This is a genomic window from Mesorhizobium sp. M1423, from assembly GCF_040317575.1.
Classification (GTDB): domain Bacteria; phylum Pseudomonadota; class Alphaproteobacteria; order Rhizobiales; family Rhizobiaceae; genus Mesorhizobium.
In genome coordinates this window covers 48,920-62,078 of the sequence record NZ_JAMYKU010000012.1, presented here as the reverse complement: position 1 = coordinate 62,078, position 13,159 = coordinate 48,920, and the positions used below count along the sequence as shown (strand labels likewise).

Genomic DNA, 13,159 nt, shown 5'->3' with positions numbered 1-13,159 from the left:
CGACCCAGCTCCCTATATTGCTCCCCGAGCGGCAACCGACTGCATCCGCTCGCTGATTCAGGATCAGTGCTCCCGCCGAATGTGTTTGGTTTGGCATCTAATGGAGCGGGTCAACAACAACACCGTCCGGCTGAAGGTTTGGAAGGGCAACGTCATCGTGGCCGGCCGCAAGGGCCCGAACAGGCTTCCGCCTCCACGCCTTCAGGGAGATTTCGGTGTACGACCAGCGCGACGTGCAGGGCTTCGTCAAGCTGTACACGCTGCGACTGCTCCCGGCGCCCCGGCCCATCGCAAGTAGCGGAAACGGAAAGCGCCCGCCCAGGGGGGCGGGGCGCTGTTCCGTATGGGTTTTCTGGATCAAACGAAGGTGAAGTCCGACGCGGTCAGGCCTAGGTCGGCCACGGTGACCACACCGCCCAGGTGGGCGAACTCATGCGCGCTGTCGTCGGCGGTGACATAGGCCAGAGTTGCGACTCTGTCGGTGTAGCTGCTTTGGTAGACAATGATGTCGCCGGCGTGCTCGCCGGAGATCGCACTCGCGGCTTCAGAAGCAGAGTTGAAAGATTCGCCAGTGATTACCACGACGTGTTCGCCGTTCGCACCCGAGGCCGCACCACTGTAGAAGCTGCTCACCGGGTAGCCGGACTGTATGCTGGCGTTGTTGACGAAGTTCGCGCCAAAACCGTCGTTGTAGAGGCCCACCGCATCGAAGGCGAACTTGTCCTCCGCCGGGTTGAAATCGGTGATAGTGGTAATGTCCGGCTTCGACCCGACACTCGGGTCGACCCCAGGCACCGGATTGTGGAACTGGAACACGAACGTGTCATTGTCGGTGCCCCCGGTCAACCTATCCTGGCCGTCACCCACGTAGAGGACATCCTGGCCGGGACCGCCGCTGAGCCTGTCATTGTCCTCACCGGAGATGCGCGCGTTGAAGCGGCCGTTGTCGCCGGAGAGATCGTCCCAGCCATCTCCGCCGAAGATGCGGTCGTTACCCTTGCCGCCAATGGCTCGGTCACTGCCCTGGCCAGCCGAGATCTCGTCGTTGCCGGCACGACCGTCAATCCAGTCATTGCCCTGGAAACCCTCCATCCAATCTTCAAGCTCGGTGCCGAGGAGTGTTTCGGAATCCGGGCCACCCTCGATAATCTTTGCCATCAAAAATACTCCTAATGATGCACCCTGCCTGACGCGTTTCATATTCCTCATCGGATAATTAGAGAAATCGATTGCTTGGATAGACACACATTTACGAGATGGATGCACTCACGTTCACTTCGCCCTTCTGCTGAGCAGTTGCGGGCTCGCTGGCGGCCGGGAAGCTGGTCGCCCAAGCAATCGATCTGAAGATTCGACACTCAAACCGGACCAGGACAACACTTCGTAACGGGGCCGTCCTGGTTGGGCCCCAAACGTCTCTCTGTTTGCTCGACGCCGGCATACCCGCACCGTGAGCGCTGGACGAGGACAAGTTCCGCTGGCGGAGAACGGCGTGATCGGCTTGCCGCGCCGAAACTGATGGCGCTCGTCGAAGGCATGGACTGGACACGCGTTCGAGCCGAACGGCGACGGCGTCCGGCCGGAAGGCGGTGGCGAAGTGACTCAGGCGCAAAAGGCGGGCTTCAGGCCGTGCACAATAAGCTTCTGTCGGCGTCATGACGAGAAGCGCTTCGGCCCGTCCCCACGAAATCGATACGCTCAAGGCGATGTTCGTCGCCATGGCGGCGGAGAAGGCCGAACTGCAACAACTCCGGAGCGAAACACTCAAGGCCGAGATCGTCCGGATGGCGACACTCAACGAGCCTGCCCAGGAGCGGATCGCCGACCTTCATGGGATCGTCAAGCAGCTGGAGCGCGCCGCTTCGGTCGCAGCTCCGAGAAGCTCGAACGTGACCAGCAGGCCTTCGCCTTCGACGAAATCCAGACCGGGCTCGGCGCGATTGAGTCCGAGCTCGAGGCCGCAAGACCGACAGGCGAGCCGCGACGTGCTGCGCGACCGCGCAAGGCGTTCCCGGCGCATCTGGAGCGGGTCGAGATCGTCATCCAGCCCGAGCCATGGGGGAAGAAGCGCTCCCGCAGCCAATGGTCCAGTCCGTCAAACGCGGTCGGCCGCACAGGCTTGCGAAACGGAACAGTCCCGCCCTCGCTTAGATACCGAGGCACCGTGTTGCGCGCGCACCCGAATTCTTTCGCCCGTCGGTTCATTCCCCAGCCAAGCTCATGCAGCCGCAGCATCGCTGCCACCTCTTCATGCTGAAGGATCTGCTCTCCCTGCATCGTTCTCGACAATGCAGGAATCGCCCAATCCCAATCGCCATCCATTCCTCCTCTCATAACCGAGGGGGTCAGTTTCTCAATTCGACCGACAACTGAGACGTCCGGTGCTCTTAGGCGGGGTAATCATACGAGATGCCTCCTGCAACATCATTTCCCGCATCCATAGGCTTGCCGGATCATTATTGTGAAGCGCAGGCCATTGGACGGCCTCCGTGAATGCGGCAGGAAGTGGCGGCGGAAGTTCGACAATCCGCAGGGGTGTTAATTTTGCGAAATGCTGCGCCAGCCGTAAGGGCATTGTCCCGATGCGGTTGGTGCCTGATAGAAGGGGCGGGATCATGCTAAAGCCCTGTACGACGACCTCGATACGTCTCTCGAAACCGTTCTCGAGCAAATACCATTCCTCGATGGAGGGCTGCCGGGTGTCCCCGAATTTAAGCACAACCTGCCCCATCGACAAGTATCGGTCGAATGTAAGTGGCTCTGACAGCTGCTTGTTCGTGCCGCAGCCTACGCATACGAGCATATCTTCGAACAGGGCTGCGCGAGGATGTTTCGACATGAACACTTCCGGCATAATCAGAAAATCAACGTCGCCGCGCCGGAGAAGCTCCTCGGGGTCGTCGGAAATAAGCAGACATTCGAAGCGGACGGCGGGAGCTTCCCGCGCAGCACGCTTTACGATCTTCTTAAAAAATACGAGCGTGAGGTAATCGGAAAGGATGATGCGGAAGCGACGATCCGATCGGGCCGGGTTAAAGGCGTCCCAGGAAATAATCGACAGCTGGATGTGCAGCAATGCCTCCCGGACTGCTGTGGCGAGCCCCTCCGCGCGCGGTGTCAAAATGAGTTCGCGGCCGTTCATCGTAAATAGCTCATCGCTGAAATAGGCGCGTAACCGACCGACGGCGGCGCTCATGGCCGGCTGGCTCAGGTTAATACTGCGGGCCGCGGCGGTGACTTTACGCTCCCTGATCAAAGCGTCCAGCACAACCAGGAGATTTAGATCGAGTCCCTTAAAACGCATGTATTGACCTATCCGACGCGTGGATGGGTATCGCCCAAAGAATCAATTTTACGAATGGTGAGTAGCGTCAACGCATCAGCCGACGACGAAATAGAGCAACCGATAGGAAGAACGGCAAAACCGTGTATATGCAAAGCGCGCCGATATGCAGGCCTATGCTGCCGGCCGGACGGCCAAGCATCGCCGGACGAATGAGGTCAATTGCATGTGCGAGCGGCAACAAGGAGGCGACGTCCTGAAAAGCGCCGGGCAATTGGTTGACCGGAAACATCGCGCCGCAAAGGAACAGCATGGGTGTTATAACAAGCGTATTATAAAATATGAAATATTCATAACTGGGCGCAAGCGCCGTGACGACCATCGCTAGACTCGCGAAGGCGAGGCCACTGAGAGCGATGACTGGCAGCAAGCAGAGGATGGATGGCCACGATGTGTAGCCGAGCGTGGTGGCAACAATAGTGATTGCTGTGCCCGCCATCAGGGCCTTGGTGGCTGCCCACGCCAATTCGCCGAGTAAGATATCGCCGAGCGTCAGCTGAGTGCATAGCATTCCTTCCCAGGTGCGCTGGTTGTCCATGCGGCCGAAACTCCCGTAAACCGTTTCAGCAGTCGCCGATGCCATCGCGCTTGTGGCAACCATGCCAGCCGCGAGAAACGCAATGTACGAAGTGCCCTCAACAGGACCTATCATTGTTCCGATGCCAAAGCCGAGACCGAACAGATAGATCATCGGATCGGCGAGGTTGCCGAGAACCGATGCAAGCCCGATTTTCTTCCATCCAAGATAGTTGCGGCGCCAAACCGCGACCCAATTCCACGCATTGGCGGGCATGGCCGCCGCATAACGTTCGCCCATTGTTCAGTCCTCCATCTCGCGCCCGGTTAGCCGCAAGAACACATCCTCGAGATTGGGGGGACGCTGCAGAAGGCGCAGACCCGCGCGCCCGCGTAGCTGCACCAGCACCTGCTCCGGATCGGGTGCATAGCAAAAAAGCGTCTCACCGCTCACCTCGATGCGCTGTGCGTACGGCCGGATCAGCGCACCCAGTTCATGCGGATTGCCGCCGTAGACCTCGACCACGTCACAGCCGATCTGCTCGTCAATGAGTGCGGACGGGCGGCCTTCGGCGATCTTGCGCCCCTCCTCCATAACGCACAGCCGATCGCACAGCCGCTCGGCCTCTTCCATGAAATGGGTAGTCAAAAGAATAGTCTTGCCCCGCGCCAGCAGCGATCGCAGCCGTTCCCAGATCAGGTGGCGGGCCTGCGGATCGAGGCCGGTGGTCGGCTCGTCCATCACCAGCAAGTGCGGGTCATTGATCAGCGCACGCGCGAGCGTCAGGCGCCGCTTCATGCCGCCGGACAGTTCGGCGACGCGCGCATCCGCTTTGTTCTCGAGGCGGGCGAACTCAAGCAGCGATGGTATGACCGCTTCGATCTGGCGTCTGCTCATCCGGAAGTAGCGCCCGAACACCAACAGGTTCTCGCGTACAGTGAACGCGGTATCAAGATTGTCGAACTGCGGGACCACGCCGATGCGCATACGTGCCAAACGCGCGCGCGCCGGCACTGGAGCGCCGAGCACAGTAATCTTCCCCGCATCAGGCGATGTCATGCCGAGGACCATACGCGCAATCGTGCTTTTGCCCGCACCGTTCGGTCCCAGGAGCCCGAAGCATTCCCCCGCCGCAACGCGGAACGACAGTCTGTCGACAACGAGCTTGTCATAAGTTTTGCTTACGTCAGTAAGATCGATCGCTACCATGGACATGGGTTCATTTTACCGAGAGGGACGCCAAGACTGGCGGTTGCTTGGTTGCCTGCCGGACCTGAAACTGTGACTCGTCTTCGCCATCCCAGCCGCCGATAACGAACTGATCGACATCACAAGGATTTAGCCCCTGTTCCGCCAAAGCGGCGACAATTGCGTCGAGATTATCGATGGTTTGATAACGCGGATTGTTGTGCCGCTTTTCCTGCTCAACGCAGAAGACGAGCCGTCCATCCTCGACAAGGGCGATCGCCCCATCATGGGTCAGCTTGGTACCACAGATGCGCATAGTGTCTCCACGTTAACGGCGATAGATTCGATTGATCAGGAAGCGGAAAGCGGGTTCCGGAAACGGACGAGCAAGCAGTCTTCGTTGACCGACTCGCCCCGACACTCAAGACGCTCTACCTCGATCAACGTTTCGTTCAGCATGGCGATGACCGGCTCAGCACCAGCGGCGTGACCCCAGCGACGGCAATTAGCATCCCTTGCCGATCCGAAGATCAGATGCCCGCCTGGCGCAAGCACCCGCACCAGGTTTTTGACGGCCGCGCGCATCTCGGCTATGTCTTCGAGGTAGTATAGGACCTCCGCCACAACGATCAGGTCAAACAACTCGTCGGTCGAAAACTGTTGAACATCGGAGACTATCCAGTTGATGCGCGACGGCTCCTTTATCCGTTGACGTGCTCGAGCAATCGCTTGCGCCACCACATCGATGACGGTGAGCCCTTGGCAGTTGGGAGCTAGTTTTTCCGTGAATGCGCCGGCAGCGCACCCGACTTCGAGGGCATTTGTAATGGAGCCTTGGGCAAGCGCCAGCTGGAGCATTTGCGTGTGGCGCTCCCGCTCGAACGGATTGCCGTCGAGGCGCCACGGATCGTCTGCGGCCAATTCCCGATCGAGCAACTGATGATTCATGTTCTGGGTCAAACTCGTCCACCTCTCGTCCACCTAGGTAATTAGCGATCACTCGTCGCCGCAGATGTTGCTCGACAGCGCTAATCCCGAAGAATCCGCGCAAGATTGAGCCTGCGAAGCGGAGCCGCATGCGGCGAGAATTCTGCCCTGCTTGATCCAGTGATCGGAGTTTGGGTGGGGGTCTGTCTTCCCCCAGTGTTCGATGTAGCGACAGCAGAGCTTCGCGACAGCCAATCGCTATTGCTCAATGTACACAGCGCGTAGGCCTTCAAGGGAAGTAAGAGAAAGATGTTGATGAACGTGTGCAGGGAAAAGCCCAGAAATCGAAACTGTCGAGCACGAAATGCTACCACGCTGCATCGGAGCATGGTCATGGACACAATCATCAGTCCTGTCCACCAAGGCACAGTGCCTGTCAGTGCGAAATGTGCGAGGCCCGTTAGTACCGATAGGGCGAGGAGTAGCGGCCCGAGATTCTGTCCGACCACGTCCAACGTGAGATAGCTATTGAGGCCGGGCAGCAAGCGCAGCCCAAGCAGCGTGTCCCGGAATGTGCTTCGTGCCCAACGGAGTTGTTGGCGCAGATACGGTCCGAGTCTGTTTGGAACGACTGTGGCCGCGATGGCGCCCGGAACGTACTCGGTTCGAAAGCCTGCTTTCAGCATGAGGATAGTGAGATGGCGATCCTCCCCGAAGTCGCTTGGCTTGCCCCGAAAAAATTGCGACTCGTACTGGTCCAGTAACAAAAGGAGCGCAGACCGGCGGTACATGGCACATGGGCCGCAACAGCACATAACGGCACCGAAGCGAGCCTGTGCCGCGCGCTCCTCGTTGCAAGCCAGCCAGTACTCCATGTCTATCAGCCTTGTCAGCCAGCTCTCGCTCCGGTTACTGGCAATCAACTGACCCATGACTGCGCCGACCGCTGGATCTCGCATCTTCGGTACAAGCTTGGTGATGACGTCGGACGCGAGTATCGTGTCTGAATCAACGTTAAGCACCAAATCCCCGGATGAGCGGCGTATCGCGGCGATCTGCGCCTTGCGCTTTCCAACATTCTCGGGAAGCAAAATGATGTCGAACCTAGGGTCGCGCGCGTAGGTTTCGTGGACAGTTCCTACGGCTTCGCGATTTCCAGAACCGTCATCAACCACATAGACCCGAAGTCTTCCGGCGTATTCTTGGTCTGCAATGGACGCCAGGCACTCTGAAAGCGTGCGCGGATCCTCGTTGAAGCAGGGGACGATGACATCCACGCTGGGCAGTTGATCGGAGCCGACGAGATCCTCCAACGCCGATGAGTCGTTTGTCGGCAGAGCATAAATCCCCTGCATGCTCTTATAAGCAGTCGAGAGCAGTGCATAAAGCGAAATGGCCACAGTGCTGGTTGTACCAAGAAGAGTCATGGGATCTCGTTTGTTCAGTGATGTTGAGGAAGTGAGCGGATTACAAATCCGCGCTCATGAAGTGCTGGAATCAGCCGGGACAGCGCCGTGACCGTCTGGTCGCGCAGACCGGCGTGAGCGCCCTGGCTCAACTCGCCGGGAGGGCATCCGTCGTGCAAGAGTACGATTGCGCCCGGCCGGACAGAGGCGAGCACGGTATCGATAATCGCGTCGACCCCAGGGCGAGACCAATCTCGAGGGTCGACGGACCAATGGAGGGCCGTCAGCCCGGCGATCTGTGACGCTGTGAAGACTTCTTCGCTCCAGGCCCCGTAGGGCGCGCGAATATAGCGCACCGAGGCCTGAGGGCACGCCCTCATGATGGCGCCGTTCGCTTCAAAGATCTCACGTTGCACTTCGCCGAAGCCGCATTTGTACAGATCCGGATGAGTCATCGTGTGGTTGCCTAGCTCGTGCCCTTCTGCAAACATTCGTTGGATTAGATCCGGGTGCTCTAAGGCGTAGGCGCCGATGACGAAGAAAGTGGCCGGCACCCGCTGCTCTGCCAGCACATCCAGAATCTCCGGTGTGAAAAGTGGATTGGGACCGTCGTCAAACGTCAGATAAACGCTGCGACGGCCGGTGCCGTCAGAGCACTCACGGCGCACTTCGTACAAGCAATCGGGACGGCTCATAGCTCTGGTCCGTTCCGATCGATCATCGTGCCCGTGGGCCATTCGCTGATCGGCCGTCCAACTGGCAGAACAATGGTGAGTGCGTCATCAATGCGTGTGGGCGGCAGGTCGAGGCGCGCCTCTGGTCGGGTGGAGCGCACGCGAATTCCCGACAAGACGGCCAAAGGGCTGTATCGCCGCCCGAACCTCTCAACATGATTCCGCAGCGCGTGCCGGACGGTTCCGAAAGCGAATGGAACGCCAAGCTCCTGCAGTATTGGAAGCACGACATGGATTGAATGGGCGATTCCGAGACTCTCAAGATCCGGACGTACCCCGTACAGGCCCAGCTCAGCCACCAACAGATCGACCGCGTCAACCTTGATGAAACGGCGCAGTATGCCCATGTGAGCCGCTACACCGTTCGAATCATAGGCGATTGCGCGGAGTTCAGGCCTGGCGCCGGCCCAGCTTCGACTACCTTCGAACGGTTCTGCGTTGGACGCCCCAGTCGGCCCGTAGGTATTACGAAAGAACTGGGCGAGCTCGACGTGGTCCGAGAGCTGCAACTCGTTTTCCCAGCACAATTTCCACTGCACCTGAGGGCGCATTCAGGACCTCTCTTCAAAATAGTTTCTTGCGGGCCGCATTACCCGGCCAAAGCGGCGGCGTTGTTGGCTGCACTCAACCGTTGTCGTTAGCGACGGTGAGCCAGCCGGTGGGGGCTCGCCAATGAGCTCTCTCGATGTTCCCGCCCGTGTGGCGGCGCCGTCGATTTGAGCTTGACGTCGGTCATTTACGTTCCTCTAATGCATGGTTCGTAAATTCGTAAAATTGATTGTTTAGATGATGCCCATCCACACGCTGGATAGATCAGGATATGCGGTTTAAGGGGCTGGATCTGAATCTCCTCGTTGTGCTGGACGCTCTGATCAGGGAGCGTAAAGTCACTGCCGCGGCCAACAGTATTAACCTGAGCCAGCCGGCCATGAGCGCCGCCGTCGCTCGGTTACGCGCCTACTTCAGCAATGAGCTATTTACGATGAACGGCCGCGAGCTCATTTTGACACCGCGCGCGGAGGGGCTTGCCCCAGCAGTCCGGGACGCATTGCTGCACATCCAGCTATCGATTATTTCCTCCGACGCCTTTAACCCAGCCCAATCGGATCGTCTCTTCCGAATCATGCTTTCCGATTACCTCACGCTCGTGCTTTTTAAGAGGATCGTAGAGCGTACTGCGCGGGAAGCTCCCGCCGTCCGCTTCGAATGTCTGCCTATTTGCGACGACCCCGAGGAGCTTCTCCGGCGCGGCGACGTTGATTTTCTGATTATGCCGGAAGTGTTCATGTCGAAACATCCTCGCGCAGCCCTGTTCGAAGATATGCTCGTATGCGTAGGCTGCGGCACGAACAAGCAGCTGTCAGAGCCACTTACATTCGAGCGATACTTGTCGATGGGGCATGTCGTGCTCAAATTCAGGCACACCCGGCAGCCCACCATGGAGGAGTGGTATTTGCTCGAGCACGGTTTCGAGAGACGTATCGAGGTCGTCGTACAGGGCTTTAGCCTGATCGCGCCCGTCCTATCAGGCACCAACCGCATCGGGACCATGCCCTTACGGCTGGCGCAGCATTTCGCAAAAACAACACCCCTGCGGATTGTCGGACTTCCGCCGCCACTTCCTCATCCCGCATTCACGGAGGCCGTCCAATGGCCCGCGCTTCACAATACTGATCCGGCAAGCCTGTGGATGCGGGAAATGATGTTGCAGGAGGCATCTCGCCTGGCGCCTTTGCTTGAAAGCTATTGAGCGTCTCGGGCTTCCTGGAGGCGGTCGCGATCGCGTAGGAGCGGTTGCCATTCGGGCGTCAGGCCTTTGGCTCGGCAGAGCGGCGCAGTTCCTTGCTGAGTACGAGGGCCAGGAACGAGCAGAACACATGCCCGGGTTGGTGCTGAGTTGACTGCCGCCTCCGATTTCGCGTGCGAAGTCCCAGAAGATGTCTAGCCCCACTCAATGCCAACTTTGCCGGCCTTGCCGCGGCTTTTCACGCGCGGCCTGGCGAGGAGATGCCGGTCGACGAGGTCAATCGCAATGGACTGTGCCGGCCTCGCTCGGCTACTGGCGTGAGGCATCCTTGACGACACCGCCCTGCACCGACAACGTCGAGATGTTGGCAATGAAGCCGGTCGCGATTGACGCTGCGGATGTAGGCAATTTACCTCGCGCTTCCGCCTGAACGCGTGGCCGATCCGTTCACCAATTGGCGCTTCATCCTGGGCCGCGGCTGAGGCCTGTGGGGTGCGGCTACCCCGCGTGGATGGGATCATCAATCAACTTTCTCTCATTTATGAAAGGAAACTTCCCCGCTTACGATAGAAGCCATCAGTTTCATATATTTTCCGGCAGATGAATGTCGAACGGCAGAAATGTCTGTCCTGGTGTTTCAGCAGTGCCGGTCTCGATAGCCCGCGTCATCAGCGTTATCAACTCCTGGGAAAGCCGGCGCATTGGCGTGGCGACCGCCATCGTGATGATGTTATCAGCGAGTGCCGCCCGAGATTCCGGCGTGATTTCATTCACGATCGCGACGAGATCGCGACTTTTACCCTCTTCCCGGACCGCGGAGATCGCGCCCTCCATGCCGCCCCCGGCGACATAGAAGCCGACGAGCTCGGGTTCCCGCTGCATGAGATCAAGCGTTGCCTCGTAGGTGACCTGCCGTTTCTCCAGGTTCACAAGCGGATCGAGCACCTCGAACGTCGGCGCGTTCTCACGGCAATAGGAGCGAAAGCCGACGTCACGGAGCTCGTGCCCCTGGAAACGATGGCTACCGACAAACACCGCCACCTTGCCGGGCCGTTTTGCGACCTTGGACACCATCCAAGCGGCCGTGCGCCCCACCTTTCGGTTGTTGAGGCCGATATAGCCCTGTCGCACGCCGGCGGCGAAGTCGGAAAGCAGCGAGAAAACCGGAATGCCTTTGGCCTTGAGGTCCTCAACCGCTGCTGTAATTTTTGGGTGGTCCGGTGCCACCATCGCGATCGCATGGCAGCGTGCGCCCAAATCCTTGAGCGGTGCGATTAGGTCGCTCGGCATATGTGACGGGGCGAATTGGATGAGCGGAATGCCGTGGAAGGACTGGGCCAAATTGACCGACGCTTCGACCTCGCGCGCAAAGTCTTGGTAGAAATGCTGGGCCGGTTTTCTCAAGATGAAGCCCAGACGGTAGCACGGTAGGTCTCGCCGCAAGCGCTGCTTGATGAGCCCGGCAGCATGATAGCCGATCGCGTGGGCGGCGTCGTGGACCCGCCGCGCGGTCTCCTCGCGCACCGGATGGCGGGCGTTCAGAACCCGATCGACCGTTGCTACGCTGACTCGGGCTTCGCGGGCGAGATCGGTAATTGTGGGGCGCTTGGTCATGGGTCCTATTCTGATTGGTTTTTGACGCAGGCTGGCTCTCTGTCACCTAGCGCGATTCGACAATGCTTTCGGGTGGGCAAAGTGAAGACGCCCGCATACTGAATGATCGACAGCGTATTGGACTACTCCAGACGTAGACCGGCCGGGTATAACGGAAGGTTCATTCGCTTAGGGCGGCGATGATTTGCACTCACACATTTAGCGCTTCTGATACATGGTCCGTGAGGCGCCGTTTAGAGCCTGCGAGTCGATCGTTCAGGTCATGTGACCAGCTTGGCGAAACCGGTCGCGGTGCGTCGCCCTTACTCGGCGGAGGATAGCCGGTTTGATGCCTCGGCAAGCTGATGACCGCAGAAGGCGGCTTTCATCTGCGCTTGGTCCAATTCTCCTTCCCAGCGGGCGACGACGAGGGATGCCACTGCGTTACCAACGCAATTCGTCAACGCCCGGCATTCGGACATGAAGCGGTCGATGCCGAGTATCAGGGCCATCCCAGCAACGGGAACACTCGGAACTACGGCGAGCGTAGCAGCCAGGGTGATGAAGCCCGCACCTGTCACACCTGCAGCGCCCTTGGAGGAAAGCATCGCAACGAGCAGCAGCAGCACCTGATCGCCGATTGACAGATCGGTGTTCGTCGCCTGCGCGATGAAGAGGGCCGCCAGGGTCATGTAGATATTCGTGCCGTCCAGATTGAACGAATATCCGGCCGGGATGACGAGACCCACAACCGAACGCCTGGCGCCCGCCTTCTCCATCTTCTGCATGAGCGAGGGGAGCGCGGCCTCCGAGGAGGACGTTGCGAGGACAAGCAGCAGCTCTTCCTTGATGTAGCGAATAAGAGAACAGATCGAAAAGCCGTTGTAGCGGCAGACCGCGCCGAGAACCCCGAACACGAAGAGGAAGGCGGTGAAATAAAACGTCGCGACCAGCATCGCGAGGTTGACGACCGAACCGATGCCATATCTTCCGATGGTGAAGGCCATTGCGCCGAAAGCGCCGATCGGCGCGGCTTTCATCAGAATGCCGACGAGCTTGAAGACAGGCGCGATGAGCGCCTGAAGGAAGGAAACGACAGGCTTGCCCGTCTCTCCGGCCATCGCGAGCGCCATGCCGAACAGAACCGAGAAGAACAGCACCTGCAGGATGTCGCCTTCCGCGAAGGCACCGACAATCGTTGGCGGGATGATGTTCATCAGGAAGCCGGTGACCGACTGCTCGTGGGCCTTTGCGGCATAGGTATTCACGGCCTGGACATCGAGCGAGGCCGGATCGATGTTGAGACCGGCGCCAGGCTGGACGACATTGGCGACGATGAGGCCGACGATCAGCGCCAGCGTCGAGAAGGTGAGGAAATAGACCATTGCCTTGCCGGCGACCCGGCCGACCTTGTGAAGATCGTTCATGCCGGCAATGCCGGTCGCAATTGTCAGGAAGATGACAGGCGCGATGATCATCTTGACCAGCTTGATGAAGGCATCACCCAGCGGCTTCAGGCTCTCGCCGGTCCCCGGATAGAAATAGCCAATTGCGACGCCTAGGGCGATGGCGGCAAGCACCTGCGCGTAAAGCTTGGCATAGAAGGGTTTGCGGGGCGCGGGACTCGCGCCGCGGACTTGTGCAGCTGACACTGTTTCTCTCTCCCTGACCGGATCGAGGTGGCGTGACTTCTCCCGGGCTTCT

The 13,159-nt window shown here is 59.2% G+C and carries 11 protein-coding genes and 3 pseudogenes; 2 read left to right on the top strand and 12 right to left on the bottom strand.

Annotated elements, in window-relative coordinates:
* Positions 1–357: 357 nt before the first annotated feature.
* Positions 358–1,158 (bottom strand): M10 family metallopeptidase C-terminal domain-containing protein, encoded by an 801-nt coding sequence (locus NKG95_RS16735; protein ID WP_352548198.1) that lies wholly within the window; start codon positions 1,156–1,158, stop codon positions 358–360.
* 439 nt (positions 1,159–1,597) lie between these two features.
* On the opposite strand from NKG95_RS16735, the pseudogene NKG95_RS16730 reads away from it, so the two are divergent.
* Positions 1,598–1,978: pseudogene (locus NKG95_RS16730) on the top strand (transposase domain-containing protein); the annotation flags it as partial.
* Positions 1,979–2,055: 77 nt separating this feature from the next.
* Here NKG95_RS16730 and NKG95_RS16725 read toward each other — a convergent pair.
* The 9 genes and pseudogenes from NKG95_RS16725 to NKG95_RS16685 all read right to left on the bottom strand — a co-directional run.
* Positions 2,056–2,322 (bottom strand): annotated as a pseudogene (locus tag NKG95_RS16725) (hypothetical protein); the annotation flags it as partial.
* A gap of 31 nt (positions 2,323–2,353) precedes the next feature.
* Positions 2,354–3,304, bottom strand: a complete 951-nt coding sequence (locus tag NKG95_RS16720; protein WP_352548199.1) for a LysR family transcriptional regulator — start codon at positions 3,302–3,304, stop codon at positions 2,354–2,356.
* Between the two features lie 67 nt (positions 3,305–3,371).
* Positions 3,372–4,160, bottom strand: a complete 789-nt coding sequence (locus tag NKG95_RS16715) for an ABC transporter permease (protein ID WP_353041557.1) — start codon at positions 4,158–4,160, stop codon at positions 3,372–3,374.
* Between the two features lie 3 nt (positions 4,161–4,163).
* Positions 4,164–5,075 carry a nodulation factor ABC transporter ATP-binding protein NodI gene (gene nodI / locus NKG95_RS16710; protein WP_023719311.1) on the bottom strand — a complete coding sequence of 304 codons (912 nt, stop codon included), beginning with the start codon at positions 5,073–5,075 and terminating at the stop codon, positions 4,164–4,166.
* A gap of 43 nt (positions 5,076–5,118) precedes the next feature.
* Positions 5,119–5,364, bottom strand: a pseudogene (locus tag NKG95_RS16705) (carbamoyltransferase N-terminal domain-containing protein); the annotation flags it as partial.
* Positions 5,365–5,399: 35 nt separating this feature from the next.
* Positions 5,400–5,996: a nodulation methyltransferase NodS gene (gene nodS / locus NKG95_RS16700; RefSeq protein ID WP_031194123.1), complete on the bottom strand. Its 597-nt coding sequence runs from the start codon at positions 5,994–5,996 to the stop codon at positions 5,400–5,402.
* Between the two features lie 80 nt (positions 5,997–6,076).
* Positions 6,077–7,402 carry a chitooligosaccharide synthase NodC gene (nodC, locus tag NKG95_RS16695; protein ID WP_352683291.1) on the bottom strand — a complete coding sequence of 442 codons (1,326 nt, stop codon included), beginning with the start codon at positions 7,400–7,402 and terminating at the stop codon, positions 6,077–6,079.
* Positions 7,403–7,416: 14 nt separating this feature from the next.
* Positions 7,417–8,076, bottom strand: a complete 660-nt coding sequence (nodB, locus tag NKG95_RS16690) for a chitooligosaccharide deacetylase NodB (protein WP_352457035.1) — start codon at positions 8,074–8,076, stop codon at positions 7,417–7,419.
* Positions 8,073–8,666, bottom strand: a complete 594-nt coding sequence (locus NKG95_RS16685; protein WP_352483781.1) for a NodA family N-acyltransferase — start codon at positions 8,664–8,666, stop codon at positions 8,073–8,075. The genes nodB and NKG95_RS16685 overlap by 4 nt, the downstream gene beginning before the upstream one ends.
* 269 nt (positions 8,667–8,935) lie before the next feature.
* Here NKG95_RS16685 and NKG95_RS16680 point away from each other — a divergent pair, with 269 nt between their 5' ends.
* On the top strand, positions 8,936–9,865 hold the full coding sequence (locus tag NKG95_RS16680; RefSeq protein ID WP_352457033.1) for a LysR family transcriptional regulator: 930 nt from the start codon (positions 8,936–8,938) through the stop codon (positions 9,863–9,865).
* A gap of 579 nt (positions 9,866–10,444) precedes the next feature.
* On the opposite strand, the gene NKG95_RS16675 is transcribed toward NKG95_RS16680, so the two are convergent.
* Both NKG95_RS16675 and NKG95_RS16670 read right to left on the bottom strand, forming a co-directional pair.
* Positions 10,445–11,476: a LacI family DNA-binding transcriptional regulator gene (locus NKG95_RS16675; RefSeq protein WP_352466665.1), complete on the bottom strand. Its 1,032-nt coding sequence runs from the start codon at positions 11,474–11,476 to the stop codon at positions 10,445–10,447.
* 302 nt (positions 11,477–11,778) lie between these two features.
* The gene (locus tag NKG95_RS16670; RefSeq protein WP_352615322.1) at positions 11,779–13,107 is read right to left on the bottom strand and encodes a dicarboxylate/amino acid:cation symporter; all 1,329 of its coding nucleotides are present in this window, start codon (positions 13,105–13,107) and stop codon (positions 11,779–11,781) included.
* Between the last annotated feature and the right edge of the window lie 52 nt (positions 13,108–13,159).